Source organism: Sphingomonas hominis, assembly GCF_013328205.1.
Lineage (GTDB): Bacteria > Pseudomonadota > Alphaproteobacteria > Sphingomonadales > Sphingomonadaceae > Sphingomonas > Sphingomonas hominis.
The window spans coordinates 781,743-808,098 of sequence record NZ_JABULH010000001.1 but is presented as its reverse complement, the minus strand read 5'-3'; the positions used below and the strand labels follow the sequence as shown (position 1 = coordinate 808,098).

Genomic DNA, 26,356 nt, shown 5'->3' with positions numbered 1-26,356 from the left:
TCGCTCAGCTCGCCGGGCGTACCGAACCAGCGGGTTCGACATCGGCGTGACTGCGCTCCTCGCAACGCGTCTCCGCCCCCAGCAGCCCGCCCTTCCGCCAGCCGCCGTGTAGATAGTAAAGACTCGCCAGCAGCACCGTGGTCGCGGAGCCGAGCGGAAAGCTCCACCACAAGGCATCCGCACCGAGTGACGGACGCAGCGCGAGCGCGACCCCCAAACGCACCGGAAACATCGCAATGAACAGGATGGCGAGCGGTCCCCACACGGCACCGTTCGCGCGCACGGTGCCGAACAGCACCATGGTGGCCCCGAACAGTACGAAACCCCAGGTTGAAACGGTGTTGATGTGCTGCGCGATCCGCAGCACATGCGAATCGTCGGCGACGAACAGCGCCAGCAGCAGTTGATCGAAGAGCAACGCGACCGCAATGATCGCACCGGTGATCGCCAGATTGTAGAGGATGCCGCTGCGCGTGATCGCGCCGACGCGATCCCACCGCCCCGCGCCGATATTCTGCGCCGCCATTGCGCTCGCCGCCGCGCCGATCGCCATCGCGGGCATCTGGATGTAGGTCCACAGTTGCTGCGTGATGCCATAGGCGGCGGTGGTATCGACGCCGTTCCTGTTGACGAGGCCGACCATCGCCAGCCCGGCACCGGAGATCACCAGCATCTGCGCGCCGATCGGCAGCCCCTTGCCCACGATCGTGCCGATCAGCTCGCGCTCCGGCAGGATATAGCGCAACTCCTCGCCGACCAGGCGCAGCGGCAGTTCGCGCCGGTAAATGTAGAACACCAGCGCCGCGCACGCGACGACATTGGCGATCAGCGTCGCCGCCGCGGACCCCGCGATGCCGAGCTCGGGAGCGGGACCCAGGCCCAGGATGAACACCGGGTTCAACCCGGCATCGAGCACCACCGACAGTCCCATGAACCACAAGGGCGTGAGCGAATCGCCGATCCCGCGCAGCCCCATGAACATCAGCACCAGCAGCATCGAGGCCGGCAAGCCGAGAAAGATCACGCGCAAATAGGCCAGCGCCTCGGCATAGGCGTCCCCCGGCGTCGCGAGCAAGGTGAGGATCTCGGGCGCGAAGATCCAGCCGAGCGCGCCCGTCACCACCGACCCGGCCAGCACCAGCCCGATCGCGGAGCCGAACGCGCGCTTGGCGGCTTCATGGTCGCGCCGCCCCCAGGCCTGTCCGACGATGATCGTCGCCGCCATGCCGAAACCGAATACCATGCCGAACATCAGAAACATGATGATGTTGGCGTTGCTGGTCGCTGCCAGCGCATTCTCGCCCAGGAAGCGCCCGACCCAGATCGTGTTGATCGATCCGTTGAGCGATTGCAGCACGTTGGAGCCGAGCGTCGGCAGCGCGAAGGCGAGCAGCGTCGTGCCGATCGGCCCGTTGGTTAGATCGCGCTGGGGCCCATGCTGCGTCGGTTGCGTCGCTTCATCCATGCCGCTGCCCTACCCTCGTCGCGGCGATCCGTTCCGTCCGACCGTAGCCGGCGTTGCAACGGTGCAGCGAGGCGCTCCGATGATGGAAGCGCCCCGCTACGGTCACCCGAGCCGCGCGAGCGCGGCGGCGAAGCGCTCGGCGTCGGCCGACTTTTCGGCGTGATCGGCCTTCGCCTTCTCCACCGCCTCGGGTTTCGCGCGCTCGACGAAGCTCGGGTTGCCCAGGCGGCCGGCGAGTGCGTCGCGGTCCTTCTCGGCCGCGGCGAGCGACTTGGTGAGCCGCGCGCGCTCCGCGTCCAAGTCGATGACGCCGTCGAGCGCGAGCGCGAACGTTTCCGCCCCCCACAGGATCGGCGCGCGTGCGCCCTCCGCCTCGCCCGCGGTCACCATGACGCGCGCGAGCCGCTCGACATAGGGCACGATTTCGGCGGGGATCGCGCTAGCACCAGTGTGGAGCGCGATTCGCGCGCCCGGCGGTACGTTCAACTCGGCGCGGGCGGCGCGCACCGCCTCGATCAACTCGATCAGGCCCGAGACCTGCGCGCCTGCCGCGGGATCAAGCGCGCGCGCGTCGGCCATCGGCCAATGCGCGACGATCAGCTCGTGCTCGCGAGGCGCCAGCGCGTGCCACAATTCCTCGGTAATGAACGGCATGAACGGGTGGAGCAGCACCAGGATCTGGTCGAGCACCCAGCCGGCGACCGCCTTCGTCTCATCGTCGATCGCGCCCTTGATAAGCTCCAGATACCAGTCGCAGAACCGGCTCCAGGTGAATTGATAGATCGCATTCGCCGCGGCGTCGAAGCGATAGTCGGCTAGCGCCAGGTCGACCGCCTGCACGGTCGCGATCGCTTCCGCGACGATCCACTTGTTGACCGCGTTCGTCGCGACCGGCGGGTCGAGCGTGGTCGAGCCACCGATGCCGTTTCCTTGCGCGAAACGGCTGGCGTTCCACAGCTTGGTCGCGAAGTTGCGGTACCCCTCGACCCGCTTCTCATCCATCTTGATGTCGCGGCCCTGGCTCTCCATCGCCGCCATGAAGAAGCGGAGCGCGTCGGCGCCGTAGCGGTCGATCAGCCCCAAGGGATCAACCGTGTTGCCCTTCGACTTCGACATCTTCGCGCCGTCCGCCGCGCGGACGAGGCCGTGGAGGTAGAGCGTGCGGAACGGCACGTCGCCCATGAAGTGCATGCCCTGCATCATCATGCGCGCATCCCAGAAGAACAGGATGTCGAAGCCCGATATCAGCACGTCGTTGGGATAGCGGCCCGCGAGCGTGCGATCCTCACCCTCGGGCCAGCCGAGCGTCGCGAACGGCCACAGAGCGGAGGAGAACCACGTGTCGAGCACGTCCTCGTCCTGACGCAATGCGACACCCTCGCCTGCCTGCGCTTGCGCTTGCTCGGCGGTCTCGGCAACGAAGATGCGGCCGTCCTCGGCGAACCACGCCGGAATGCGGTGCCCCCACCAGAGCTGCCGAGAGACGCACCACGGCTGGATGTTCTCCATCCAATTGAAGAAGGTCTTTTCCCACGTCTTGGGCACGATTTTGATCTTGCCCGATCGCACTGCCTCGATCGCCGGCTGCGCGAGCGTCTTCGCGTCGACGTACCATTGGTCGGTCAGCCACGGCTCGATCACCACGCCCGAGCGATCGCCATACGGCGTCTGGATCGTACGCGGCTCGGCGTCGTGTTCCGCGCCGTCCTTGTCGACGTGCGGGACCAGCACGCCCTCTCCCTTGAGCCGTGCGACCACCGCCGCCCGCGCCTCGGCCGTCGACAGTCCCAGGAACTCGGCCGGAATGCTGCCGTCGGCCACCTGCGTCACGCACGCCTTGGCATTCAGCATGTTGAGCATGTCGCGCGCCTCGATCCCAGCGCGACGGCCGACCTCGAAATCGTTGAAGTCGTGCCCCGGCGTGATTTTCACCGCACCCGAGCCGAGTGCCGGGTCGGCGTGCTCGTCGGCGATGATCGGGATCAGCCGTCCGGTGATCGGCAGGCGCACGTTGCGTCCGATCAGCGCGGTGTAGCGCGCGTCGTCGGGGTGAACCGCGACCGCCATGTCTGCGAGCATCGTCTCCGGCCGCGTCGTCGCGACCTCGATGAAGCCCGATCCGTCCTCCAGCGGGTAACGCAGGTGCCAGAACTTGCCCTGCACCTCGCGCGTCTCGACCTCCAAGTCGCTGATCGCGGTGCCGAGACCCGGGTCCCAGTTAACCAGCCTTTTGTCGCGGTAGAGCAGGCCCTCGCGGTGCAGCTCCACGAAGACCTTGAGCACGGCCTTCGAGAAGCCCTCGTCCATCGTGAAGCGCTCGTTGGCCCAATCCATCGAGCAGCCGAGCCGGCGCAGCTGCCGCGTGATCTCGCCGCCGCTCTCCGCCTTCCAGTCCCACACGCGTTCGACAAACTGTTCGCGCGACAGATCGGTGCGCTTCTGTCCCGCGGCATTCATCTGCCGCTCGACCACCATCTGCGTCGCAATGCCCGCGTGGTCGGTGCCAACGACCCAGAGCGCATCCTTGCCCTTCAACCGCGCGTGGCGGGCGAGTATGTCCTGCAGTGTATTGTCGAGCGCGTGGCCGATGTGGAGCGAGCCCGTCACGTTGGGCGGCGGATTGACGATTGTCCACGGCTCGGCGTTCGGCCGGTCGGGGCGGAACAGGCCCTTCTCTTCCCAATGCTGGTACCAGCGCGTCTCGATCGCGGCGGGGTCGAAGGTTTTGGGCAACGTGTTCTGGGGAAGTTCGCTCATGCGCCCGCGTGTAGCCAGCCCAGGCGTGCGTGAGAAGCCTGCGACGGACGCGAGCCGACCGCCGCGCATCGCGCCGCCACTAAGCCGTTGCACACGCTTGCTTAACACCCATCACCTAACGCCGACCGCGTGAGACAGGCACATCGACCCACCGACGCGCTGCGCGACAACCACGACCACCTCCGCGCGATCATGCGCGATTACGCGGCCGTGCTGGCGGCCCAGCCAGCCGATATCCGTGCCGCGCTGCTGCGGCGTCGCGTCGACTTCTCGCAGATCTTCTCAGCCCACATTCCCGCCGAACGATCGGCGGCGTGCGCGGTCCTGTTGCCCCCGACCGTCCGCGCCGCGGAGCACGAGATGCTGGCGCTGTTCCGCGATTACAGCGCCCATATCCGCGCCTGGACCCCGGCGCGGATCGAGGCCGAGTGGCCGGCCTATGTCGCGGCAGTACTGGCGTTGCAGGCGCGCCTGCAACGCCGCTTCGATTGGGCGGAGCGCGAGCTGTTCCCGCGCCTCCACGCTGCTCCTGCGGCGGCCTGACGCGTCAGCGCTGGCCCTTGGTCCAGCGGTCCATCCAGCCGAGCACCTCGCCGTACCATTGCCGCGAGTTCTTGGGCTTCAGCACCCAATGGTTCTCGTTCGGGAACACGACCAGCCGCGAGGGGATGTTGCGGCGCTGAAGCGCGGTGAAGGCGGCAATCCCTTGCGTGTAGGGGATGCGAAAGTCCTTCTCGCCGGTGATGACGAGCTGCGGCGTCTTCCAACGGTCGACGTAGTTGACCGGGTTCCAGCGCTCGAACGCCTGCGGGTCTTCGAAATACGCCTTGCCGCCATGCTCCCACTCGTCGAACCAGAGCTCTTCGGTTTCGTACGCCATCGCGCGGGCGTCGAAGACGCCGTCGTGCTGAACGATGCACTTGAAGCGATCGGGCCAGCGTCCCTCGATCCAGTTCATCATATACCCGCCGTAGGACGCGCCGAGCGCGCAGGCATTGTCGCCGTCGAGCCACGAATATCTGGCAGTCGCGGCGGCCAAGCCCTTTTGCAGATCCTCGAGCGGCCAGCCGCCCCAATTATTGCTGATCGCGTCGGTAAACGCTTGGCCGTACCCGGTCGAGCCGTGGAAATCGACCGCGACCAACCCGTAACCGGCGCCCGCGAACACCGCCGGGTTCCAGCGGTATGACCAACTATTATTGCTCGACCCCTGCGGTCCGCCGTGGACCATGAACGCGATCGGCACCTTCCCCCCACCCGTCGCCGGCGCACCGTACGGCTTGACCGCATAGCCCCACACGGTGTCGTTGTTCGCGCCCTTGAAGCTGAAGCGGTCGACGGTCGGCATGTCAATACCGGCGAGCTTGGCGGCATTGACGCTGGTCAGCCGCTGCGGCTGACTACCCGCGACTCGGTAGAAATCGTCGGGCGCGGTCAGGCTGTTCATCGCGACCACCGCCCCGCGCGCGCCGACGACGACCGCGGAGACGTTGCCCGCCTGCGTCAATCGGGTCACTTGCCCGCTCGCCGCATCGACGCGCCACACTGGGTTCTCCTGCGTGTCCTCCGCAGTGACGTAGAGACTGCGCGAATCGAGCGCCCAGGCGATCGATCCGACCGAACGATCCCAGCGCTCGGTCAGCGACACCGTCTGGCCGCTCGCCAGATCGCGGATCGTCAGCACGTAGCGGTCGGCCTCGAAGGCGGGGCGGCGCATCGCGAGATAGGCGAGCTTGCGCCCATCTGGCGAGACGCTCGGCTGCGTGTCGGTGGCCTTGTTGGCGGCAGTCAGGTTGGTCGGCGCGGCTGACCCGTCGGCGGGTGCCGCGAAGATGTCGAGGTTGGTCGACAAGGGCTCGATCCGCCCGGCCTCGCGCAGCGCGAAATAGACGGTGCGCCCGTCCGCGCTCCAGCTCACTTCCTCCGCGCCGCCGAACGGCTTGGACGGCGCGTCGCCGACCAGCGTACCTTGGATCGCCACGCCGTTGCCGGGCGCACCGGCACTCGTCAGCGGCAGGACGAACAGCTGCGAGCGCGTGCCGTCGGCCCAGCTGTCCCAGTGGCGCACGAAAAGCTGATCGTATGTGCGCGCCGATCCGGCAAGCGTATCCTTCTTCTCCATCACAGGCTCAAGGCTCGGCGCACCAGGCTTGCGATCGGCCCAGACGACCAGGCGATCGCCGGTCGGCGCGACCTTGTAGCCGTTGAAACCGCCCTTGAAGTTGGTCAGACGCCGCGGCGTGCCGCCCGTCACCGGCACCGACCAGATCGCGTCGTCGGCGGTGAGATAGACGGTGGCGCCGACGATCTGCGGATCGTTCTCGTCGAGCTTGGCGTCGGCAGCGAGCTTCTGAGGTATCGCGCCGGTTTGCGACAGGTCGAGCCGCCACAGATCGTAGCGCCCGCGATCCGCGGCGAGATCGGTTTCGCGCTGCGCCCAAACCAGCCAGCGTCCGTCCTTCGACATCGTTGGCGAACCGACGCGCGACAAGGTCGTCACGTCAGCGATCGTCAACTGGCGCGCAGCGGCAGGAACGGCGGTGACAGCGGTGGCGAGCAGGGTCGCCGCGATGATCCTCTTCATCGCGTCGGTTAAGCAGATCGTCGCGCGTGAAACAATCGCGCGCGCATCATTGACGTTCGCGAACTACTGTCCCGCGGTGATCTTCGCGATCTCGCGTGCGACCAGTTGCTCGACGATCCCCGGTAGATTGCGGTCGAGCCAGGCGGATACCATCGGACGCAGCATCTCGCGCACCAATCCTTCGAGCGTGCCGTCGCTGTCGGGCTCGGGCTTCACCAGCAGACGCGACAGCGAGCCCAGCGCACCGCGCGTTGCCTCGACGGTGGCGGCGGACACGTGCGCGGCCTGCGCGTCTTGATGATCGGCAGCGGGCGCGTAATGTGGCGGCGGCGCAGCACGCGCAGCCGGTATGGGTCGCGGCTCGACCAGCGGCGGTGCGGGCGGCGGCGGTGTCGGTGGCGAGATCGGGTCGCTCAGTTCGAGCACCTCGTCCTCGTCATCATCCTCGTCGCGACCCATTGGCAGCGGTGCGGCGCGGCCCTGCACGCGGCGATGCCGCGGCGTGCTGGTGTCGCCTTCTTCCGCGATGATGCGCTTGATGGAGGAAAGAATGTCCTCCATCGACGGCTCCGCGCTCATGTCGCCCATCGTAACCCCGTTTGCCCCGCCCGTTTGGCGCCCCGTTACGGGCGCCGCGTGTCTGCACCTGTGGTTAATGGCGCGCTTCTGTCAACATTGCTCTGCAACATCGGATCGAGCGGGCGCGTGACCACCGCGTTCTGCGCCGGCACCTTGGCGGTTGACGGCGCCGGCGACGCCTCGGCTATCCGCGTGTCGAAATCCGACAAGCTGCCCCGATAGCGTTGATAGTTGGCGACCGGATCGTAGAGCGGCCCGCCTTCCAGCCCCAGATCGCGCGCCTCCGCTGCACCCATCGCGGCGAGCAGCGCGAAGCCCGCGACATAGGCGTCGCGCCGCGCGGTCACCAACGTCACCTGGCTGTTGAGCAATTCCTGTTCGGCATTCAGGATGTCTAGGATGGTGCGCGTACCGACGCTATTCTCCGCGCGCACCCCCTCCAGGCTCAGCTTGTTGGCGGCCACCGCGGCTTCGGCCGACGCGATCACCTCCAGCGACGAGCGCCACACCGCATAGGCCGAGCGCGTTTGCGCGATCACCTGCCGCTCGGTCTGCGTAGCCTGCTCGATCGCCTGCGAGCGCAGTTCCTGCGCCTGTCGGATCAGCGCGGCCGGCCGGCCAGCCTGGAACAACGGCACGTTGAGCGACAATCCCGCCGCAGTCGACGTGCCCGATTGCGTCCCGTTATACCCCTGACCCGCGCCCAGCGTGCCGAGGAAGTTGGAGTAATTCTGCCCGACGGTGACGCCGACCTGCGGCAGCCGGCTCGCCCGCGCGACCCTGATGTCGTAATCGGTCGCGTCGCGCGATCGCCTGGCGGCGAGCAATTGCGGATTGTCCTCCAGCGCCATCTGCACCGCCGCGTCGGGTGACGCGGGCAGGTTGGGCAGCGCCGGTGGTTGTTCGAGCGATTGCGGTGCGGCACCCACCAGGCTGACGTAATTCTCGCGGCTGGCGATCAGGTTCGCCTGCACCGTCTGATATTGTCCGCGCGCGAGGCTCAGGCGCGCTTCCGATTGCGCCACGTCGGTGCGCGTCAGGTCGCCGACCTCGAACCGGTCGCGGGTCGCGCGCAGGTTGGTTTCGAGCACGCGAATGTTCTGCGCGTTCAGCCCGACGATCGCCTCGTCGCGCAGCACATTGTTGTACGCGCCGACCACGGCGGTGAACAATTGCGCCTCGGTGCCGCGCAGGGTCAGCTGCCCCGCCTCGATCCGCGTTTCCGCCGCGCGCACCGAATTGCGCACCGCGCCGCCCTGATACACCGGCACGGTCACGCCGATGCTGGCGTTCAGCGACCGCTCCGGGCTGGTGAAGCTGTTGCCGCCACGAATGAAATTCTCGTTCAACCCGCCCGTCGTCGCCACCGTCGGGCGCCCCGCCGCGCGTGCCAGCGGCACCTGCTGGTCGGCGGCGCGCTGACCGGCGCGCTGACCGGTCAGCGTCGGGTTGGTTTGATACGCCTTGAACAACGCCTCCCGCAGCGTCTCGGCCGACGCGGATGCGACACTGGTGCCGGCAAGAATCGTCCCGAGCAGAAGCGGAAAGGCGCGCAAAGGGGTGTCCTCAGAAGGTAAAGGTACGCGGTTTCGCGAAACCGGGCAGCGGCACACTGTCGTAATCGACGAACGGCAGCAGCCCGAGCACGTCGGCGTCGCGCGCGCCCGCCGCCAGCCGCGACACGCCGCGGTCGTTCAGCCCGGTGACCGCGCGCCCGCGCTCTGCCAATTGGGTGTAAAGCGTCGACGGCACCTGCTCGACCGCGCCGTCGATCACCAGCACGTCGTAGGGCGCACCCGCGGCATGCCCCTTCTCCAACGCGCCCTCGACGACGAGGACGTTGGAGAACGCCGCCAGGTTCGCGCGCGCCGCCGCAGCGAGCGCGGGCGTGCTCTCCACCGCCACGACCTCCGCGACGATCTGCGCCAGAATCGCGGCGGTATAGCCCATCGCCGCGCCGATCAGCAGCACGCGGTCGGTCGCGCGTAGCCGCGCCTCGACCAGCAGGCGCGCGGTCGCCAGCGGCGTGTTGGCGCGGCGACCCTGCCCCAGGTCGATCGTCGAATCGCGGTAAGCGAGCGCTCCCATGCCGGCCGGCATGAACCGCTCGCGCGGCGTTTCCGCCATTGCCGTGATCACGCGCGGGTCGGTGACGCCGCTGGGGCGCAATTGGCTGGCGACCATGGCGATACGCATGGTTTCGAGTTCGTCGGATCGGAGCATCGTCGCGGTCATCGCTGGTTCCTGTGCCATAGCTGTCATAGTAAGACAACACACTTCTTCTGAACTGTTCTGTATCGAACCCGCGCGCGCTCGCCAACACTCACGAGGCTTGACACAGGCGCCCCAGGCCGCGCATTGGCGCGCCTCCCGACGTCGAGGCCCGATGGCGGAGTGGTGACGCAGAGGACTGCAAATCCTTGCACCCGGGTTCGATTCCCGGTCGGGCCTCCAACGATCGCGACCTCGTGTCGTGCCGCATCGGCCGCGCTGTCCGGTCGCCACCCCCGACCGTTGAACCCACCCGTTCAGCCTGAGTTTACTCGGCGGAGGTAGCGGGCATCATGCGTATTCTATTGATCGAGGATGATCCCGACCTCGGTCCTGAGATCGCCCGCGCGTTGCGCGCCGAGCAATGCGCGGTGGACCTGTTCACCAACGGCATCGACGGCGGTCACGCGGGCGCGACTGAGGCTTACGCAGCCGCGGTGATCGACCTCGGCCTGCCCGACCGAGACGGCGTCAGCGTGCTGCGCGAATGGCGCGCCGCCGGGCGCGACCTGCCGGTGCTGATCCTGACCGCGCGCGAGGCATGGTCGGACAAGGTCGCCGGGTTCAAGGCCGGTGCCGACGATTACCTGGTGAAGCCGTTCCGTATCGAGGAACTGGTCATGCGATTGCGCGCCTTGGTACGCCGGGCGGCCGGCCATGCCGCCGCGCGGATCGCGTGCGGCCCGCTCGCGTTCGAGGCGCAGACCGGGCAGTTCGAACTGCACGGCATGCCGCTGAAGCTGACCGCGCTCGAGTGGCGCATCCTGTCGGCGTTGATGCTGCGCAAGGAAGCGGTGATCGACCGCCTCGACCTGCTCGAACAGGTGTACGAGGGCGACGCGGACGTCGAATCGAATAGCCTGGAGGTGATCGTCGGCCGATTGCGCAAGAAGGTGGGGGCACCGTTGATCGAGACCGTGCGCGGCCGCGGTTATCGCCTGACCGCGAGCGCGCTGGCGTGAAGCTGCTGCCGGGATCGTTGTTCGGCCGGATGTTCGCCTTGTCGCTGCTGACGACGCTGGTCGCGCTGGTGTTTGCCGGGGTCGCGATCGGCGGCGTGTTGCAGCGTTTCGTCACGCAGAGCGTCGACGCGCGCCTGCGCGACCGGCTCGCCGCGTTGGAGAGTGCGGTGCACCGCGATGGTACGATCGACCCGGCAGCGATCACGCGCGTGACGGCGCGCTTCCCGCGCGACGAGCCGTGGCAAATCGAGACGCCGGCCGGCGTGCGGCTGGGCGCAGGGAACCTCAGCGAGGAAGCCCCGGCCCTCGCGCGACCCGCAGCACCCCCGCGCGGCCATTCCGGGCCAACACCTGCACCGCTGGACGACGTGCAACCGTTCGACGCGCGCATGCCAGCCGGCGAACGCGTCCATGGTCTCGCGTCCACGCTGATGACGTTGACCGGTTCAACCCGCGTCAGCGTTGCGGTTCCCCGCGAGCAGATCGACCGGCCGGTGCTCGCCGCCTTGGCCCCGCTCGCCGCGTCGCTGGCGATCCTAGGCTTCGCGCTGGGCGGTGCCGCGTTGATACAGCTGCGCCTGGGTCTGCGCCCGTTGCGTGCGCTACGCCACGCGGTGGAGGCCATTCGCCGCGGACGTGCGGGTCAGGTGCCGGAAGACGTACCCGACGAATTGCGTCCGCTCGCGCGTGAGCTGAACGCGCTGGCGGACGAAAATGCGGCGGCACTGGCCGGCGCGCGCGCCGCCGCTGCCAACCTGGCGCACGCGCTCAAGACACCGGTGTCCACGCTCGCGCTTCACCTCGCCGACGATCGCGCGGCGCAGGCGCAACTCGGGCGGATCGACGCGACGCTGCGCCATCATCTCGGCCGAGCGCGCGCGACCGCGATCGACCGTCGCGCCGTGACGCCGCTCGCCCCGGCGCTGAACGATCTCGCCGCCGCCATCACCGCCTTGCACATGGGACGGGTGGCGATCGCCGTCGACGTCGCGCCCGATCTGGTCGCGGGCATCGACGCGCAGGATCTGGACGAGCTGGCCGGTAACCTGATCGACAATGCAGCACGCCACGCCGCCGCGACGGTGCGTATCTCGGCGAACGCTCAAGACCGGCACGTGTGGCTGACCGTCACGGACGATGGTGAGGGTATTGACGCCCAGGATCGCGAACGCGCGACCACGCCGGGCACGCGCCTCGACGAGCGCGGCAGCGGTCACGGCTTCGGACTGTCGATCGTGCGAGAGCTGGCGGAATTATACGGAGGAGCGCTGACGCTAGGCGATGCGCCCGGCGGCGGGCTCATGGCGACGGTATCTCTGCCGCCGGGCTGATCCAGGCGTTCTCCGGCTCGGAAGCGCACAAGGCGGCGCGTGTCACGCGGTCCAGGCGGACACGTCCTCCTCCTGCGCGATCAGCGCCAGCCCGTGCGCGATCGAGGTCAGCTCGCCACCCGACACGATCCGCTCGTGGCCGAAGCGGTCCTCGAACAACCGCCGCACCGCCGGCACCAGCGACGTGCCGCCGGTCAGGAACACCCGGTCGATCGCGCCCGCGTCCACGCCCGCGTCGACCAACGCTTCATCGACCGCGCCCGCGATCCGCGCGACGTCGTCGGCGATCCAGCGCTCGAAATCCGCGCGGGTGACCGAGGTCGCGATGTCGACCCCGCCGCCGTTGAAGCGGAACTCCGCTCGTTCGGCCTGCGATAGCGCCCGCTTCAGCGCACCGACTGCATCGTACAACGGAAAGCCCTGCTCATGCTCGATCAGCGCGATCATGCGCCCGATCGCGTCGGGATCGACTGCGCTGCGTTGCAAACGCTCCAGTTCGCCCAAGGTGCGACGATTGCGCATCAGCGCCAGTTTCGACCAATCGGCGAAATCGGCGAAATAGCCGCCGGGTATGTCCAGCACCTTGTCGAACGAGCGATAGCTGCTGCCCTTACCCAAGAATGGCAGCACGAGCCGGTCGACGATGCGATAGTCGAACCGGTCGCCCGCGATGCCGACGCCCGCGTGGCCGAGGGGGACGCAGCGACGCTCGCTGCCTGGCTGCTCCACCCGCACGACCGAGAAATCGCTGGTGCCGCCGCCGAAATCCGCGACCAACAGCGTGGCGGGCTCGCTCAACCGCGTGGCGTAGCTGAACGCCGCCGCCAAAGGCTCGAACACGTAATGCACCTCGGCCGCGCGGCCGGCGAACATCGCATCGTAACGGGTGCGCGCCAGCGCCGGATCGGGCCGACTGCCCGTGTAGCGCACCGGCCGCCCGACGATCAGCCGATCGAGCGAGGACAGCGCGCCATCGGCATGCGCGGCGAGCCGGTCGAGGAACGATCGCCCCAGCTCCTCGAAGCGGTAACGTTTGTTGAACACCGGCGCACTGTCGAACGACGCGCTGGCGGCGACCGACTTGAACGATTGCAGGAAACGACTGCCGTCCGGATAGTCGAGATAGTCGCGGATCGCGGCCGGCCCCGCCTCGACCATCAATCCGCCGCGCGCAACCTCGTCCTGCCAGAAACACAGCGCCGAGCGGAAGATCTCGCGATGGCCGATCGGATCGAGCGGCAGCAGATAGGGTGTCGGCTGCTCCGGCCCGACCAGTGCGACGACGCTGTTGGTGGTGCCGAAATCGAGCCCGGCGGCGCGGTTGGTCAACATTGCCTCGATCCGCCTGATGGGAACAACGCTATGGCAAGGCAGCAGGAGATGGACAAGAGGTGCGAGCGCGCTAGCCCTAACCTGGACAGGTAAGGTATGTTGTACTTGTCGGTTAGTCGGCTTATCCCCGAACGGCATGCCTGTCGGCTCCATCACGAACGATCGTCGCCCCTGTGTGGCGGTCGCGCTACCCGCCAAGGACGAGGCGGCGTACCTGCCGGATTGCCTGGCCGCGCTGGACGAGGCTGCGGCGCGGTTCGATGGTCGTGTGTCGGTGATGGTGGTCGCCAACAATTGCCGCGATGCGACGCTCGACGTGCTCGGCAGATCACATTTGCGACACGCCGAACTGCACTGGGCGGCGGTTTCGCTGTTGCCGGGCCATCGCCACGCCGGCTGGGCGCGGCGGCTCGCTTTCGATGCGGCGGCGGCGCTGCTCGAGGAGCCGCACCATCTCCTATTATCGACCGACGCCGACACGCTGGTGTGGCCCGACTGGATCGTGGCTGCGTCGAGGCATCTGGCGCGCGGGGCCGACGCGGTGGCCGGGCGCGCATTGACCAGGCGCGACGATCGCGCAGCGCTGGGACCAGCGGCGATGCTGCGGCTCAATCTGCTCGGACGCTATTATACCGCGCTAGACTGGCTGCGCGCGGACCGAGAGCCCTCGGCCGGAGATCCCTGGCCACGTCATTATTATGAGGGTGGCGCCAGCATCGCGCTGACACTCGGCACCTATCGCCTGATCGGCGGCGCTCCGACACCGGCGCTGGCCGAGGATCGTGCCTTGTTCGCGGCGGTGCGCGCGGCGGGCGGCACCGTGCGTCACCCGATCGACGTGCGGGTGTTCACCTCCAGTCGGCTCGACGGCCGCGCGCCGGGCGGGATGGCGGATGCCTTTGCACGCTGGATCACGCAAGGCGAAAACGAGCCGCTGCATGAAACCTACGCCTTTCCGGCCGCGCTCGATCCCGATCGGGCGACGACGTCGGATCAGCTCAGTTTCGCGACCCTGCCTGCCGCGATCGCGCGTGCGGGTGCGCTGATCCGCGCGCGGCGGTCACCTGCACCGCCACAGGTCGAGCCGATACAGCTCCCGCCGCTCTTCATGGATCGGTTCGATCATTTGGCCCAGCAATCCCCTGAGGCCCTCGACCGCGTCGTCTCCTGACAACGGATAGTCGGTGTCGCCGGTCCAGTGAACCAGCAGGATATCGCCACCGACGACAACCACTTCGCGCAGGTAATCGGCCAGACGCGCCAGATCGGCGCGATCCCAGTAATAAACGACTTCCGACAGGGTCACCAGATCGAAGCGGCCATCGGGCGCGTCCTGCGGCAATCGACGGCGGTCGAAGCGGACATGCGGCAGATCGGCGCAACGCGCGCGCGCCGCGCTCAGCGCCGTCTCCGACACGTCCACCGCGATCATCTCGTCGCACCGCTCGGCAAGCCGTCGGCTCAACACCCCATTGGCGCAGCCGACCTCGAGCACCGAGCCGTAGCGCGGGCGCGACAGACTGGCGAGCGTGTGGTCGTATTTGGCTTGTTCGTACGCGCTGGTCTCGAACTGCCACGGATCGCCTTGCTCGCGAAACAGCGTCTCGAACCAGTCGGGATCGATCGAGCGTTCACGCCGCATCGCGTTCCTCCAGCAACATCGTGAACGGGCGGTCGGCCAGCCGACGCATCGCACGCGACAGCACGAAGCGCTCGCGTGCACCGGTAATACGACCACCCAATTGGCTGCGGTGACACGACAAGGCGCGCCGCACGATCCCACGGTGCTGCGGCGCGTGGAGCGCCCAGGGACGCACCCCCGCTAGCTGCTGCGCGATGTCATCGCGGGTCCACCCCCACACGCAGTAGAACAAGGGGGTGGTACCCAGCCGGCGCGCCACCGCTCGCGCGACCTGCGCGGCGGCCTGATGGTCGCAGTGCGGATCGGCTTCCCACGTCGTCGCAACCCGGGTCAGCCGCGCGCGGCGACACAGCGCGACCAGGCGGCGTACGGTTCGGTCGAACGGCGGCGTGTCGGGCGCGTGCGGTGCGGCGTCACGCCAGTTGAGCGAGGTCGCCGGAGCGTCCCCCCCAAGGATGCGCAGCGCCTCGCGTGCCTCGCGCGCGCGCAATGCGGCGACGCGCCGCGCGCTCCAACCGGGTGCGCCGACGTGACTCCCCGACCCGTCGGTCAGGAAGGCGACGCGCAGCGGTACGCGACGCCGCGCCAGTTCTGCGATCAATCCACCCGCGCCCAGCGCCTCGTCGTCGGGGTGCGGCGCGATCACCAACCAGCCCTCGCGCGCGGCCGCCGCGATCGGCAGCGCGCGCGCGCGCAGCGCGGCACGGCGCCACGCCGCCCGGCCGGGTGTCACCACCATTCATTCTCGCCCCAGCAATCCGCCTCCAGCCACGCCGCGGCGGCGCGGTCGCGCGCCTGATCGGGCACCGGCTGGCGCAGGTACAGCCCTAGGTCGCGCGTGATGCGATCGATACGGCTCGACGCGAAGAACGAGGCCGTTCCCACCGCGCGCGACGCCCCTTCCATCACCAACAACCCCGCCTCCTCCACCACCCCCCGCGTCATGAGCACGTGAGCGATCGCCTGCGGCGCTTCCGTTTCGGCCAGCCGAGCAGCCTGGGTGACCCACAAAGCGGCCGACCGCGTCGCGACGAACGCCGCTGCGATGCGCGCGCGCTGGATGGCGTCGCTTCCCTTGCCGCTCGCCACGAGGTGATCACGCCAATGACGCAGCAGCGCCTCGACCGCGCCGAGTTGCACCGCGGTGAAGCGCCACGCGCCCGCCGAGAAGCGCGGTTCGCGTTCGTATAGGTCGGGCGCGCCGATCAGCGCGGACTCGGGAACCAACATGCCGTCGAAGTCGAACGTGCCGCTCATTGTGCCGCGCATGCCGCGCACCTGCCATGCGGTATTATCCACGCGTGATCGGTCAGCCGCCACGTCGACGACAACGAGCTGCTTGCCACCATCGTCGCGGGTAGCGGTGATCAGCGCCTTGTCGATGTGACCGGCACCGGTCGCGAAGTTCTTGGCGCCTGACAAAAGAAAACCGTCCGAACTCGCGCAAATGCGCATCGGCGGCGTAGGACCGGTGTTCCAAACGCCGTAGCAGCGACCACGCGCGAGATCATGTTCGAGCTCCGCTCGCTGTTCGTCGCTACCGTAAGCGTGGATCAGCTGCGCTGCGTTGACATGCCCCTCGAACACGCGCCCCAAGCTCAGGTCCGCGCCGCCGATCAGTCGTAGCGTCGTCAGCAACTCCGCGATAGCCGAGCAGTCGTTCAGCATGACGAACGAAGACAGCGCACCGATTTCGGCTAGAACCCGCAACCGATCGGCCGGAAACGTCTCCGGACCGTTTACCTGATCCCAGTCGCGGGCCACCTCACGCACCCGCTCGGCCAGCGAGCCACGCGTCCCCAACGCTGGTTCCATCAACAAAAGCGTTTTCTCCCTTTGCTTGGTGAGCGCGCCAGTGTCGCTGCTTGTTCCCATCACCCCCGTACGATCGCGCATCGGCAGCGACGACCAGCAAGGCCAGGCTGAACAACCGTGGCTCCGACCATCCGTGAATTCGCGGGCACTGCCAGCCCGCGCGAAAAGTATTGGACATGTTACGCCTGCTTCGGCTCTGCTGTTCGATCAGAAAGAGGCTCTTTCAGCTGCGGCACTCAGCATCGCGAGATCGCCCCCGCGTTGGCCTGCGTTCGCAAGGCGGCTTGAGAGCAGTCGCTCGGCACAAAAAAACAGCATTTCATCCGCCCTTGTCAAGGCCGTTCACCTAAACGAAACTCTCCATGCAGTCACCGATACGGTGAACCAAGACAATGCTTGCATGGCAGTATCGGCATAATCGCGAATGCTACAACGTGAAGCGATCAAGGCGCCGCTGGTCCAACATGCGCTGAACGAGCGCCACGTCCAGCGGCGGCATGGGAAGCTCGGCGAGATATGCCGGGACGGCCCACCGCAGCTCATCCGCCGCCGACGCGATCATGTCTCCTTGCCAACAACGACACGCGAACAGCAATAAGATCACGTGCTCAGTCGCTGCGAAATCGATCGAGCATTGACTCGTCACATCGACAACAATGCCGAGCTCCTCACGCAACTCCCGCACCAAGGCTTCGGAGGGCGCCTCCCCCACTTCAACCTTGCCGCCTGGGAACTCCCACAGTCCGGCGTGTGCTTTCCCTGCAGGTCGCCGTTGCATCATCACGCGTCCATCCGCGTCGATCGATCCCGCCGCCACGACGATCGTGGGCATAACGTCGCGTGTTTCTTCATGCTTCGATGTGGATGGATCGTTAAGGCTCACCTGATAGCTCCTTGTACCATGAGGATACCTCCGTTCCGCATAGGGCACATCGTAACGTTCCTGCGTCGTGTCGCACACGCGCGCGCCGGGACGAGCAGCGTCGAATACGGCTTCATCCTGGCTTTCATCGTGCTCGTGATCTTCATTGCGATTGTCCAGCTGGCGGACGTCACGCAGCGCATGTGGTCCGACATCCATACGCGTGTGACCGCATCAACGGCCTCACACTAACTGGTTCGAGGCTTAAGAGTTTTTCAACTCGGCCGCATTTATGAAGCTGTTGCTGGCTACCGGACTTCGGAAAACCAGCCGGGTAACTGAAGTTTCGAATAGTCACTGGAGATCGACATGCAGCAGATTCGTGCATTTCTGAAGAACAACAAGGGCGCCACCGCGATCGAGTACGGCCTGATCGCCGCGCTGATCGCCGTCGCCGCAATCGCCGCCATGCAGGGCCTGGGCACCCAGCTGAAGGCGACCTTCACCAAGGCCAGCACCGAGATGGCGAAGACCACCGCCTAAATCTCAAACAGGGCAGCGAACCTCACGGTTCGCTGCCCTGTTAGCGTACCAAGCGACAAAAGCTGATCAGCCAACACATCCCATCGCCAGGAACTTCGATCGGCGTGCCTGACGCAATGCGGTAGCGTCAAGCGGGACCAGATCGCCGAGCGCATGCTCGATCGCATCGCCCAAATTGGCGATCGCCCGTGCGGGATCGCGATGCGCGCCGCCCAACGGCTCGGGCACGATCGTATCGGCGACACCTAACGCGTGTAGATCCTGCGCCGTTACCTTCATCGCTTCCGCCGCATCGGGTGCCTTGTCGGCGGTGCGCCACAGGATCGAGGCGCAACCCTCGGGCGAAATCACCGAATAGACCGCGTGCTCGAACATCAGCACACGATTGCCGCTCGCCAACGCGACCGCGCCACCCGATCCGCCTTCCCCGACGATCGCCGAGACGAGCGGCACGCCGAGCGACAGGCATGTCTCGGTCGAGCGCGCGAGCGCCTCGGCCTGACCGCGCTCTTCCGCCTGGATGCCGGGAAAAGCGCCCGACGTGTCGACCAAAGTGACAACAGGCAACGCGAATCGGTTCGCCAGTTCCATCAGCCGGATCGCCTTGCGATAGCCCTCGGGCTTGCCCATACCGAAATTGTGACGGAGCCGGGTCGCGGTATCATCGCCTTTCTCATGTCCAAGCACCACGATCCGCCGGCCGCGAAAGGTCGCGAAGCCGCCCAGGATCGCCTGATCGTCGCCGAACGCGCGGTCGCCAGCGAGCGGCATCCACTCGCTGAACAAGCCGGCAACATAATCCTTGAAATGCGGACGTTCGGGATGACGCGCGACCTGCGTCTTCTGCCACGGCGTCAGACGCGCGAACGTGTCTTTCAGCAGCTTGTCGGACTTGGCCTGCAACCGCGACACTTCGGCAGCGATGTCTACGCCGCCCTCCGCACCGGTATCGCGCAGTTCGTCGATGCGCGACTGGAGTTCGGCGATCGGCTTCTCGAAATCGAGGAATTTAAGCATCGCGGGCGGTTAGGACGCGCGCGCGCCAGCGTCAACGAGCGCCTCCCGCAACGGATGCCGCTCGTTGACCAGTTCGACGAGCTTGCGACGGTCGACGTGCGTGTAGATCTCGGTGGTGGCAATATCGGCGTGGCCGAGCATGGACTGCAACGCGCGCAGGTCGGCGCCGCCCTCCAGCAGGTGGGTCGCGAAAGCGTGACGCAGCACGTGCGGGCTGATCCGATCGGGTGCGATCCCCGCCTCCGCCGCGATTGCACGAACGAGCTGGAACAGCCTGAAGCGCGAGATGTGCGTCTTGCCCGAGGGGAACAAATAATGCTGCTCGACCGGCACATGGACGCGCCAGGCCGCCACCGCGGCGCGCGCGCGATCGGACAAGGGGACCAGCCGCTCGCGCCCCCCCTTTCCTTTTAGGATCAGGAACGGCTTGTCGGACTGCACCGCCAGCCGTGGAAGCCCGACCAGTTCGCTCGCGCGCAGGCCCGAGCCGTAAAGGAGCTCCATCAACGCCGCGAGCCGCAGATCGGCGGTTAGCGGAGGCTCGCGCCCTAACCGTTCGCTCACGACCGCGAAGAGGCGATCGACGTCGTCGTGCGACAGCGTGCGCGGAAGGTTCCGATCGCTGCCGGGACGTGGCAGCGCGGAGGACGGATCGTCGGTCAGATCGCCCTCCTCAACCAAGAAGGCGAAGAAACGCCGCAAGGCTGCGGCCTTGCGTGCGATCGTGGCGCGCGACAACGCGTCCCAACTCGTCGCCAAGCGGCCGAGCGACTCGGCATCGGCGACGACGAGCGCACCGCTCAGTACCTCAGAGGCGAGCCGCAGGTCGGTGCGATAGGCGGACAGCGTATTGCGCGCGGCCCCCGACTGCGCCGCCATCATCTCCAGGAAACGCTCAATGGCATCGCGGTCGCTCAACCGCGTCTCGCGTGAAGCGGCGGTCAACGCGACCTCACAGCCTGGTCAACGCCTCGACTGCGATCATGCGCGCTTCGCCGGTCAGCCCGACGGCGCGCATCGCACCGATGATTCGGTACAGCGCAGCCGGCGGTACGCCGCCCCAGTCGCCCGCCTGCATCCCAGCCGCGGCGAGCAGCAGCACCGTGCCGGTCTGGCCATCCGCCGCCGCGCGATCGAGCGCGCGGGTCCAGGCGTCGGCCGCGCCGATACGGACGTCGAGAGCCTGCGCCCCGGCCTCAACATCGTCCTGCGCCATGCGACCGAGCCCTGCCATCGCAGCAAAGAACAACTGCTTCTTGCGCGCCGCGTTCGCGCCCGCCGGCGCGTAATCATCCAGATCGTTGAACTCGGCACCCGAGCGGTCGGGATTGGCGAGCAGCAGCATCGCCCACGCGTCACCGCCGACGGGCACATGCCCTTGCCAGCGCATCGCGGTGCGATCGAGCCCGGCCGACAGCATCGCGGCGACGAGCCGGTCGGGTTGCTCCACGCCGTCGAACACGGTCAAACGCCCCGCCGCGCGCGCGGTCAGGATCAATCGCGCGTAGCGACCCGCCGGCGTGTCGCTGCCGTCCCACAACGACGCCATGGCCTTCAACCGGGTCGCGCGGTCCGTGCCGATATAGGCATCCTGCAGGTCGTTGGCCGCCTGCACGAGCGCGGCCGGCGCTTCCTCCAACTCGCGCGAGGCTGCGAAGAAGTCGACGAGTGCGGCGTTGGAGAGGACCCCCATTGCCGCCGCCCGCTCGGCCGCGACCATCCGATCGGCAAGCGGGATCGCGGGCGCGAGCGCGCGCCATCCTGAGACCTGCGGACCGACCGTGGCGTAGAGATTGTCGGGGATCGTCACGCCGGTCGCGGTCGCGAGGCCGAAGCGCCAGGCGGTCAGTTGCGACACCGGGTCCCACTCGATCGTGATCGCCTGTCGACTGGCAGCGCCCGTACCGACCACCTTTTGTGCCAGTTGCAGGTCGATGCCGGTCGCGACGCGACGGCGACGGAGACGCTGGATCAGCGGCTGCGCGCGCTCTCCGACCATCCCTGCGCACATCGCGCGCGCCATTTCCCAACCGCGCTCGCTCGCCGCGATGCGCGGCTGCTCGGCGAGCGTGCACAGCCCGGCGGGATCGGCATTGGCGAGCGACGCCTGCATCCACACCTGCGCGAGCTTCGGCGTAACATTGTTCGCGTCGACCGACTGAGCGACCGCGCGGGCGGCGACCGACTCGCCCATCCGCAGCAGCAGCCACGCGCGTTCGGCCGCGAAGTCGGCGCCATTGACGTGCGCGGGCGTCTCGAGGCGCGAGGCGAGCAGGCGACGCAGCGCGATCGACAACCAGCGCGAGGGCAGCGGCGCCGACAATCGCCGCATCAGCGTTTCGAGATAGCGGCCATCCGCACGCCCGAACGCGTCGGGTGCCACCCCGCCCTCACCCGCACCGATCGGCCCGACCCGCGTGAGCGAACGACGCGCGAACGCGGGCATTTCATACAAAGCGAGCGCCGCCGCATCCGGCGTCGGGGACGCGGTCGGTGTGGGGCTGGGCAATACTAGTGGCGGCAGTGCCGGCAGCGGCTGGATCGTGCCGGGCGCCGCCGGACGACTGACGGAGGGCGTGCTCGTCGCTGTCGGCGTCGGCACAGGCGCGGGCGGCGGTGTCTGCCCGAAGCCGGGAGGGAGCAGCGATTCGGGACGTTCCTGCGCCAGCGCGGTGGCCGCGATCGCTGCCGCCGCCGCGCCCGCCAGCAGGCGTTTAAGCCGCAAGGTTGCCGAGCTCGACCGGCTTCTCGATCTGCGTCACCGGACGCTCGGTCGCGCGGCCGGCAAAGAAGAACAGCGCGCCGACGATCAGCAGTACAACCACCAGCAGCGAGACGATCAAACGCATATCTTGTACCCTGAACAAAGCGGTGACCCGACCGCGCCGCCCTCGCGCCGAGCGCAAGGTCTGGCGCCCGCGTCGAAGTGCGCTGTATAGCCCGCCTCGCCATGTTGCATAGCCCGCCCGTGACACCCGCCTGGACGGGACAGCCGATCGTGTTGGTGGGATTGATGGGCGTTGGAAAGTCCACAGTGGGGCGCCGGCTGGCCAACCGGCTCAAGCTGCCGTTCGTCGACGCCGATCACGAGATCGAGCACGCGGCGGGCATGACCATCGCCGACATCTTCTCGCGTTACGGCGAGCCATATTTCCGTGATGGCGAGCGGCGGGTCATCGCGCGGCTGATCGACGGCCGACCCAAGGTCATCGCGACCGGCGGTGGCGCCTTCATCAACGACGACACGCGCGCGCTGATCCTGGCGGACGCGCTGTCGATCTGGCTCGACGCACCGGTCGAAGTGCTAGTCGAGCGGGTGCGGCGGCGCGACACGCGACCGCTGCTGCGCGGACGCGACGCGGGCGCGGTGCTGCGCGATCTCGCCGCGAAGCGGAACCCGTTCTACGGCCTCGCCAACCTAAGGGTGACGAGTGCAGACGCACCGCACGAACACACGGTGCGCGCAATACTGGAGGCGATTGGACGATGAAGGTGGTGCCGGTCTCACTCGGTGAGCGCAGCTACGAGGTGCGGATCGCCGGCGGGCTGCTCGCGCGCGCGGGTGACGAGCTTGCACCCTTGGTCGGCACGCGGCCGGTGGTGATCGTCGCCGACGAGCATGTCGCGCCGCACCTCGACACGCTGCGCCACTCGCTCGCTCAGGCCGGCATCGCCTCACACGAGGTCGTGCTGCCATCGGGTGAGGGCACCAAGAGCTGGGCGGTGCTGGAGCGTTTGTGCGACGCGCTGCTGGGCTTCGGAGTCGAACGGCAGGACCATGTGGTGGCGCTGGGCGGCGGGGTGATCGGCGACCTAGTCGGATTCGCGACTGCGATCCTGAAACGCGGTTGCCGCTTCGTGCAGATCCCCACGACGTTGCTCGCCCAGGTCGACAGCTCGGTCGGCGGCAAGACCGGGATCAACGCGCGCGCCGGCAAGAACCTGATCGGCGCGTTTCATCAGCCGCGCGTCGTGCTGATCGACCCCGACGTGCTCGACACGCTGCCCGCGCGGCAGGTGCGTGCGGGCTATGCCGAGGTGGTCAAATACGGCCTGATCGACGATGCCAACTTCTTTGCCTGGTGCGAGGCGAACGGCGCAGCGCTGCTCGCGGGCAACCCCGAGGCCCGGGTGTACGCGATCACGCACGCGGTCGCCGCCAAGGCTCGGATCGTCGGCGAGGACGAGTTCGAGACGACCGGCCAGCGCGCGTTGCTCAACCTGGGTCACACCTTCGGTCACGCGCTGGAGGCGGAGGCAGGCTTCTCCGACCGATTGCTGCACGGCGAGGCGGTGGCGGCGGGATGCGGGCTCGCTTTCGATTATTCTGCGGCACTCGGGCTATGCACGCGCGCGGACGCCGACCGGGTCGCGGCGCACTGGCGCGAGAGCGGGCTGCCCGACGGGCTCGCCGCGTCGCGGGTCACCGCACCCGCTGCGCGGCTGGTCGAGCACATGCGTCACGACAAGAAGATGACGGCGGGCACCCTGCCCTTCCTGCTCGCGCGCGGTATCGGGCAAACGTACCTCGACAAGACCGTGTCGCTCGATCGGGTCGAACGTTTCCTGGCCGACGAGGCGCGCTGACCGTCACCAGCGGGCAGGAACGCCCTGACTTGATCCACGTTTATCCGGCTCAACAACAGGCTGGAGATAGCCGCATGCCTTACGTGAAGACGCGCGACGGGACGGACATCTACGTCAAGGACTGGGGTTCGGGTCGACCCGTGATCCTGATCCACGGTTGGCCGCTATCGTCCGACAGCTGGGACCCGCAGATGCAGGCCCTGGCCGACGCAGGTTTTCGCGCGATCGCGTATGATCGACGCGGGTTCGGCCGCTCGGGCCAGCCATGGTCGGGTTACGATTACGACACGCTCAGCGACGATCTGGCCGACGTGATGAAGGCAACCGGCGCCGAAGAGAACGTCAGCCTGGTCGGCTTCTCGATGGGCGGCGGCGAGGTCGCGCGCTACATGAGCCGTCACGGGGGTCGCGGCGTCGTCTCGGCCGCACTGATCTCGTCGGTGGTGCCGTATATGCTCAAGACCGACGACAATCCCGACGGCACGCCGGAGGACAAGCTGCAGGAGATCGCCGATGGCATCAAGAAGGATCGCCCGGCGTTCTTCCAGTCATTCTTCAAGGACTTCTTCGGCGAAGGCTATCTGACCAGCCCGGTCAGCAGCGCGACGATCGATTGGGCGTGGCGGCTGGCGATGCAGGCCGGGCTCAAGCCGACGCTCGCCTGCGCCGAAAGCTTCGGGCACACCGACTTTCGGCCCGATCTCGCCGCATTCCGCGTACCGACGCTGGTCCTCCACGGCACTGACGACAAGACGGTGCCGATTGACGCTGCCGGCCGGGCAGCGGCCGCGGGGATCGCGAACAGCCAATTGGTCGAATATGACGGTGCACCGCACGGTCTGTTCGCGACCGAGGGCAACCGATTGACGCAGGACCTGCTGACTTTCCTGCGCTGACGAACGATCGGTCGGGGCCGTACCAAGCAGCCCCGACCCGATCACTTCAACGGGATAATGACCTCGTCAGGGTGCGCGACGTTCAATTCCTTGCGCACCAATTCGTCGACCAGATCGGGATTGGCGTGCCGTGGATCGAGTAGCGCGACTCGATTGCGCAACATCGTGCGTTGCTGATCAAGCTGCTGATATTGCCGCTCGTGCGCCGCAATCTGCTGCTTATAGTCGCCCAGCGCGAAGATGCCGTTCGACCCTGTCACCGCATAGGCGCCGAAGAACCCCATCACCGACAGCGCAGCGGCGGGCATCGCGGCCCGGCGGAGAAGAACGATCGGTGGTGTTTGTTTGCGGCGCATCGCGCATGAAAATCGCGCAGATGCGCCGCCGTGGCAAGACGGTTCAGCGCGTGCGCAGCACGTCGCGGCCCGCGTAATGCGCCACCTTGTCCAGTTCTTCCTCGATGCGGATCAACTGGTTGTACTTGGCGAGCCGGTCCGAGCGCGCGAGGCTGCCGGTCTTGATCTGACCGCAATTGGTCGCGACCGCCAGATCGGCGATCGTCGAATCCTCGGTCTCGCCCGACCGGTGGCTCATTACCGCCGTATAGCCCGCACGTTCGGCGATGCGGATCGCCTCCAATGTCTCCGACAGCGTGCCGATCTGGTTGACCTTGACCAGCAACGAGTTGGCAAAGCCCTGCTTGATCCCGTCGCGAAGCCGCTTCGGGTTGGTGACGAACAGATCGTCGCCGACGAGCTGAACCTTGCCGCCCACTGCGTCGGTCAACGCCTTCCAACCCTCGAAATCGTCCTCGGCCATGCCGTCCTCGATCGAAAGGATCGGATAACGCGCGACGAGGTCGGCGAGATATTCGGCCATCGCGCCGGGCTCAAGCGTGAGGTTTTCGCCCGAGATGACGTATTTGCCATCCTTGAAGAACTCGGTCGCGGCGCAATCGAGCGCGAGCATGACGTCGTCGCCCGGCGTGTAACCCGCCTTCTCGATGCTCGCCATGATGAAGTCGAGCGCGTCGGTGGTGCTGGCGAGATTGGGCGCGAACCCGCCCTCGTCGCCGACTGCGGTCGCCAGCCCCTTGTCGTGGAGGCCCTTCTTCAAGGTATGGAAAATCTCCGACCCGCAGCGCACCGCTTCGCTCAGCGACGGCGCGCCGACCGGCATGATCATGAATTCCTGAAAATCGATCGGATTGTCGGCATGCTCGCCGCCGTTGATGATGTTCATCATCGGCACCGGCAGCACGTGCGCGGCGACGCCGCCGACGTAGCGGTAGAGCGGCAGGCCGCGCGCGTCCGCCGCCGCCTTCGCGACCGCGAGGCTCACGCCCAGGATAGCGTTGGCACCCAGCCGACCCTTGTTCTCGCTGCCGTCGAGCTCGATCATCGCGTGATCAATCTCGAGCTGATCCTCGGCATCCATGCCGACGATCTCGCCCGCAATTTCCTCGTTGACCGCCTCGACTGCCTGATCGACGCCCTTGCCACCCCACCGGCCCTTATCGCCGTCACGCCGCTCGACCGCTTCGTGCGCGCCGGTCGAGGCGCCTGAGGGAACCGCGGCACGGCCGAAGCTGCCATCCTCCAGCAGCACGTCGACCTCGACCGTCGGATTGCCGCGGCTGTCGATGATTTGCCGCCCGTGGATGTCGATGATTGCGGTCACGTAACGGTCCCCTTACCTGTGTTGCCGACGCTT

General features: G+C 67.4%; 25 protein-coding genes and 1 tRNA gene. 9 read left to right on the top strand and 17 right to left on the bottom strand.

The window, feature by feature from the left end:
- Positions 1-4: 4 nt before the first annotated feature.
- Positions 5-1,465, bottom strand: a complete 1,461-nt coding sequence (locus HRV97_RS04090) for an MATE family efflux transporter (protein WP_174192366.1) — start codon at positions 1,463-1,465, stop codon at positions 5-7.
- 102 nt (positions 1,466-1,567) lie between these two features.
- Entirely contained in the window at positions 1,568-4,222 is a 2,655-nt protein-coding gene (locus HRV97_RS04085; RefSeq protein ID WP_174192365.1) for a valine--tRNA ligase, read from the bottom strand.
- A 129-nt stretch (positions 4,223-4,351) separates the two neighbouring features.
- Between HRV97_RS04085 and HRV97_RS04080 the strand changes: the two genes are divergently transcribed.
- Positions 4,352-4,765, top strand: coding sequence for a hypothetical protein (locus HRV97_RS04080; RefSeq protein WP_174192364.1), 414 nt, complete (start codon positions 4,352-4,354; stop codon positions 4,763-4,765).
- A 4-nt stretch (positions 4,766-4,769) separates the two neighbouring features.
- On the opposite strand, the gene HRV97_RS04075 is transcribed toward HRV97_RS04080, so the two are convergent.
- The 4 genes from HRV97_RS04075 to HRV97_RS04060 all read right to left on the bottom strand — a co-directional run bounded on the left by HRV97_RS04075 (position 4,770) and on the right by HRV97_RS04060 (position 9,620).
- Positions 4,770-6,806, bottom strand: a complete 2,037-nt coding sequence (locus HRV97_RS04075) for a S9 family peptidase (RefSeq protein ID WP_174192363.1) — start codon at positions 6,804-6,806, stop codon at positions 4,770-4,772.
- A 63-nt stretch (positions 6,807-6,869) separates the two neighbouring features.
- Positions 6,870-7,394, bottom strand: a complete 525-nt coding sequence (locus tag HRV97_RS04070) for a DUF2497 domain-containing protein (RefSeq protein ID WP_174192362.1) — start codon at positions 7,392-7,394, stop codon at positions 6,870-6,872.
- Between the two features lie 35 nt (positions 7,395-7,429).
- Positions 7,430-8,941 carry a TolC family outer membrane protein gene (locus tag HRV97_RS04065; RefSeq protein WP_174192361.1) on the bottom strand — a complete coding sequence of 504 codons (1,512 nt, stop codon included), beginning with the start codon at positions 8,939-8,941 and terminating at the stop codon, positions 7,430-7,432.
- Positions 8,942-8,951: 10 nt separating this feature from the next.
- Positions 8,952-9,620, bottom strand: a complete 669-nt coding sequence (locus HRV97_RS04060) for a protein-L-isoaspartate O-methyltransferase family protein (RefSeq protein WP_174192360.1) — start codon at positions 9,618-9,620, stop codon at positions 8,952-8,954.
- A gap of 145 nt (positions 9,621-9,765) precedes the next feature.
- On the opposite strand from HRV97_RS04060, the gene HRV97_RS04055 reads away from it, so the two are divergent.
- From HRV97_RS04055 to HRV97_RS04045, 3 genes are all read left to right on the top strand, one after another.
- Positions 9,766-9,839: transfer RNA gene (locus HRV97_RS04055), tRNA-Cys, on the top strand.
- 110 nt (positions 9,840-9,949) lie between these two features.
- Positions 9,950-10,618 (top strand): response regulator, encoded by a 669-nt coding sequence (locus HRV97_RS04050; RefSeq protein WP_174192359.1) that lies wholly within the window; start codon positions 9,950-9,952, stop codon positions 10,616-10,618.
- Positions 10,615-11,949 carry an ATP-binding protein gene (locus HRV97_RS04045; RefSeq protein WP_343044422.1) on the top strand — a complete coding sequence of 445 codons (1,335 nt, stop codon included), beginning with the start codon at positions 10,615-10,617 and terminating at the stop codon, positions 11,947-11,949. The genes HRV97_RS04050 and HRV97_RS04045 overlap by 4 nt, the downstream gene beginning before the upstream one ends.
- A 42-nt stretch (positions 11,950-11,991) precedes the next feature.
- Here HRV97_RS04045 and HRV97_RS04040 read toward each other — a convergent pair whose 3' ends face one another.
- Positions 11,992-13,281 (bottom strand): Hsp70 family protein, encoded by a 1,290-nt coding sequence (locus HRV97_RS04040; RefSeq protein ID WP_174192358.1) that lies wholly within the window; start codon positions 13,279-13,281, stop codon positions 11,992-11,994.
- A 175-nt stretch (positions 13,282-13,456) separates the two neighbouring features.
- On the opposite strand from HRV97_RS04040, the gene HRV97_RS04035 reads away from it, so the two are divergent.
- The gene (locus HRV97_RS04035; protein ID WP_174192357.1) at positions 13,457-14,452 is read left to right on the top strand and encodes a glycosyltransferase; all 996 of its coding nucleotides are present in this window, start codon (positions 13,457-13,459) and stop codon (positions 14,450-14,452) included.
- Here the strand turns inward: HRV97_RS04035 and HRV97_RS04030 are convergent.
- From HRV97_RS04030 to HRV97_RS17755, 4 genes are all read right to left on the bottom strand, one after another.
- Positions 14,342-14,923 carry a class I SAM-dependent methyltransferase gene (locus HRV97_RS04030; protein WP_174192356.1) on the bottom strand — a complete coding sequence of 194 codons (582 nt, stop codon included), beginning with the start codon at positions 14,921-14,923 and terminating at the stop codon, positions 14,342-14,344. The two genes, HRV97_RS04035 and HRV97_RS04030, sit on opposite strands and share 111 nt — an antisense overlap.
- Positions 14,913-15,662: a PIG-L deacetylase family protein gene (locus HRV97_RS04025; protein WP_174192355.1), complete on the bottom strand. Its 750-nt coding sequence runs from the start codon at positions 15,660-15,662 to the stop codon at positions 14,913-14,915. The genes HRV97_RS04030 and HRV97_RS04025 overlap by 11 nt, the downstream gene beginning before the upstream one ends.
- The gene (locus HRV97_RS04020; RefSeq protein WP_174192354.1) at positions 15,653-16,738 is read right to left on the bottom strand and encodes an acyl-CoA dehydrogenase family protein; all 1,086 of its coding nucleotides are present in this window, start codon (positions 16,736-16,738) and stop codon (positions 15,653-15,655) included. The genes HRV97_RS04025 and HRV97_RS04020 overlap by 10 nt, the downstream gene beginning before the upstream one ends.
- 427 nt (positions 16,739-17,165) lie before the next feature.
- Positions 17,166-17,819, bottom strand: a complete 654-nt coding sequence (locus tag HRV97_RS17755; protein ID WP_343044421.1) for a (deoxy)nucleoside triphosphate pyrophosphohydrolase — start codon at positions 17,817-17,819, stop codon at positions 17,166-17,168.
- Between the two features lie 150 nt (positions 17,820-17,969).
- On the opposite strand from HRV97_RS17755, the gene HRV97_RS04010 reads away from it, so the two are divergent.
- Positions 17,970-18,143 (top strand): Flp family type IVb pilin, encoded by a 174-nt coding sequence (locus HRV97_RS04010; RefSeq protein ID WP_174192353.1) that lies wholly within the window; start codon positions 17,970-17,972, stop codon positions 18,141-18,143.
- Between the two features lie 66 nt (positions 18,144-18,209).
- On the opposite strand, the gene HRV97_RS04005 is transcribed toward HRV97_RS04010, so the two are convergent.
- Genes HRV97_RS04005 through HRV97_RS17620 form a run of 4 tightly spaced genes read right to left on the bottom strand, consistent with a single transcriptional unit; the run spans position 18,210 to position 22,009 of the window.
- Positions 18,210-19,160: an acetyl-CoA carboxylase carboxyltransferase subunit alpha gene (locus HRV97_RS04005; protein WP_174192352.1), complete on the bottom strand. Its 951-nt coding sequence runs from the start codon at positions 19,158-19,160 to the stop codon at positions 18,210-18,212.
- A 9-nt stretch (positions 19,161-19,169) separates the two neighbouring features.
- Positions 19,170-20,105 carry a tyrosine-type recombinase/integrase gene (locus HRV97_RS04000; RefSeq protein ID WP_281356771.1) on the bottom strand — a complete coding sequence of 312 codons (936 nt, stop codon included), beginning with the start codon at positions 20,103-20,105 and terminating at the stop codon, positions 19,170-19,172.
- A 7-nt stretch (positions 20,106-20,112) separates the two neighbouring features.
- Positions 20,113-21,885: a hypothetical protein gene (locus HRV97_RS03995; protein ID WP_174192351.1), complete on the bottom strand. Its 1,773-nt coding sequence runs from the start codon at positions 21,883-21,885 to the stop codon at positions 20,113-20,115.
- Positions 21,875-22,009, bottom strand: a complete 135-nt coding sequence (locus tag HRV97_RS17620) for a hypothetical protein (protein WP_281356770.1) — start codon at positions 22,007-22,009, stop codon at positions 21,875-21,877. Before HRV97_RS17620 ends, HRV97_RS03995 begins: the two co-directional genes overlap by 11 nt.
- A 101-nt stretch (positions 22,010-22,110) precedes the next feature.
- Here HRV97_RS17620 and HRV97_RS03990 point away from each other — a divergent pair, with 101 nt between their 5' ends.
- The 3 genes from HRV97_RS03990 (at position 22,111) to HRV97_RS03980 (ending at position 24,643) form a co-directional block, all read left to right on the top strand.
- A complete protein-coding gene (locus tag HRV97_RS03990; protein ID WP_174192350.1) occupies positions 22,111-22,650 on the top strand; it encodes a shikimate kinase in 540 nt (179 codons plus the stop codon).
- Positions 22,647-23,747 carry a 3-dehydroquinate synthase gene (aroB, locus tag HRV97_RS03985; protein WP_174192349.1) on the top strand — a complete coding sequence of 367 codons (1,101 nt, stop codon included), beginning with the start codon at positions 22,647-22,649 and terminating at the stop codon, positions 23,745-23,747. The genes HRV97_RS03990 and aroB overlap by 4 nt, the downstream gene beginning before the upstream one ends.
- A 74-nt stretch (positions 23,748-23,821) precedes the next feature.
- Positions 23,822-24,643, top strand: coding sequence for an alpha/beta fold hydrolase (locus tag HRV97_RS03980; RefSeq protein ID WP_174192348.1), 822 nt, complete (start codon positions 23,822-23,824; stop codon positions 24,641-24,643).
- Positions 24,644-24,684: 41 nt separating this feature from the next.
- On the opposite strand, the gene HRV97_RS03975 is transcribed toward HRV97_RS03980, so the two are convergent.
- Positions 24,685-24,951, bottom strand: a complete 267-nt coding sequence (locus tag HRV97_RS03975; RefSeq protein WP_246248500.1) for an FtsB family cell division protein — start codon at positions 24,949-24,951, stop codon at positions 24,685-24,687.
- A 91-nt stretch (positions 24,952-25,042) separates the two neighbouring features.
- A complete protein-coding gene (gene eno, locus HRV97_RS03970) occupies positions 25,043-26,323 on the bottom strand; it encodes a phosphopyruvate hydratase (RefSeq protein ID WP_174192347.1) in 1,281 nt (426 codons plus the stop codon).
- Positions 26,324-26,356 lie beyond the last annotated feature (33 nt).

What these genes read in the sequence shown, in the direction of transcription:
- HRV97_RS17755 (WP_343044421.1), bottom strand. Translation starts at nt 17,819, where the DNA reads ATGGATGTCGGACCACATGCGCTGCGTGACGTCCGCCAGCTGGACAAT.
- HRV97_RS17620 (WP_281356770.1), bottom strand. Translation starts at nt 22,009, where the DNA reads ATGCGTTTGATCGTCTCGCTGCTGGTGGTTGTACTGCTGATCGTCGGC.
- aroB (WP_174192349.1), top strand. Translation starts at nt 22,647, where the DNA reads ATGAAGGTGGTGCCGGTCTCACTCGGTGAGCGCAGCTACGAGGTGCGG.
- HRV97_RS04030 (WP_174192356.1), bottom strand. Translation starts at nt 14,923, where the DNA reads ATGCGGCGTGAACGCTCGATCGATCCCGACTGGTTCGAGACGCTGTTT.
- HRV97_RS04085 (WP_174192365.1), bottom strand. Translation starts at nt 4,222, where the DNA reads ATGAGCGAACTTCCCCAGAACACGTTGCCCAAAACCTTCGACCCCGCC.
- HRV97_RS04040 (WP_174192358.1), bottom strand. Translation starts at nt 13,281, where the DNA reads ATGTTGACCAACCGCGCCGCCGGGCTCGATTTCGGCACCACCAACAGC.
- HRV97_RS03975 (WP_246248500.1), bottom strand. Translation starts at nt 24,951, where the DNA reads ATGCCCGCCGCTGCGCTGTCGGTGATGGGGTTCTTCGGCGCCTATGCG.
- HRV97_RS04060 (WP_174192360.1), bottom strand. Translation starts at nt 9,620, where the DNA reads ATGACCGCGACGATGCTCCGATCCGACGAACTCGAAACCATGCGTATC.
- HRV97_RS04090 (WP_174192366.1), bottom strand. Translation starts at nt 1,465, where the DNA reads ATGGATGAAGCGACGCAACCGACGCAGCATGGGCCCCAGCGCGATCTA.
- HRV97_RS04075 (WP_174192363.1), bottom strand. Translation starts at nt 6,806, where the DNA reads ATGAAGAGGATCATCGCGGCGACCCTGCTCGCCACCGCTGTCACCGCC.
- HRV97_RS04070 (WP_174192362.1), bottom strand. Translation starts at nt 7,394, where the DNA reads ATGGGCGACATGAGCGCGGAGCCGTCGATGGAGGACATTCTTTCCTCC.
- HRV97_RS04020 (WP_174192354.1), bottom strand. Translation starts at nt 16,738, where the DNA reads ATGGAACCAGCGTTGGGGACGCGTGGCTCGCTGGCCGAGCGGGTGCGT.
- HRV97_RS04005 (WP_174192352.1), bottom strand. Translation starts at nt 19,160, where the DNA reads ATGCTTAAATTCCTCGATTTCGAGAAGCCGATCGCCGAACTCCAGTCG.
- HRV97_RS03980 (WP_174192348.1), top strand. Translation starts at nt 23,822, where the DNA reads ATGCCTTACGTGAAGACGCGCGACGGGACGGACATCTACGTCAAGGAC.
- HRV97_RS04025 (WP_174192355.1), bottom strand. Translation starts at nt 15,662, where the DNA reads ATGGTGGTGACACCCGGCCGGGCGGCGTGGCGCCGTGCCGCGCTGCGC.
- HRV97_RS04050 (WP_174192359.1), top strand. Translation starts at nt 9,950, where the DNA reads ATGCGTATTCTATTGATCGAGGATGATCCCGACCTCGGTCCTGAGATC.
- HRV97_RS04010 (WP_174192353.1), top strand. Translation starts at nt 17,970, where the DNA reads ATGCAGCAGATTCGTGCATTTCTGAAGAACAACAAGGGCGCCACCGCG.
- HRV97_RS03990 (WP_174192350.1), top strand. Translation starts at nt 22,111, where the DNA reads ATGTTGCATAGCCCGCCCGTGACACCCGCCTGGACGGGACAGCCGATC.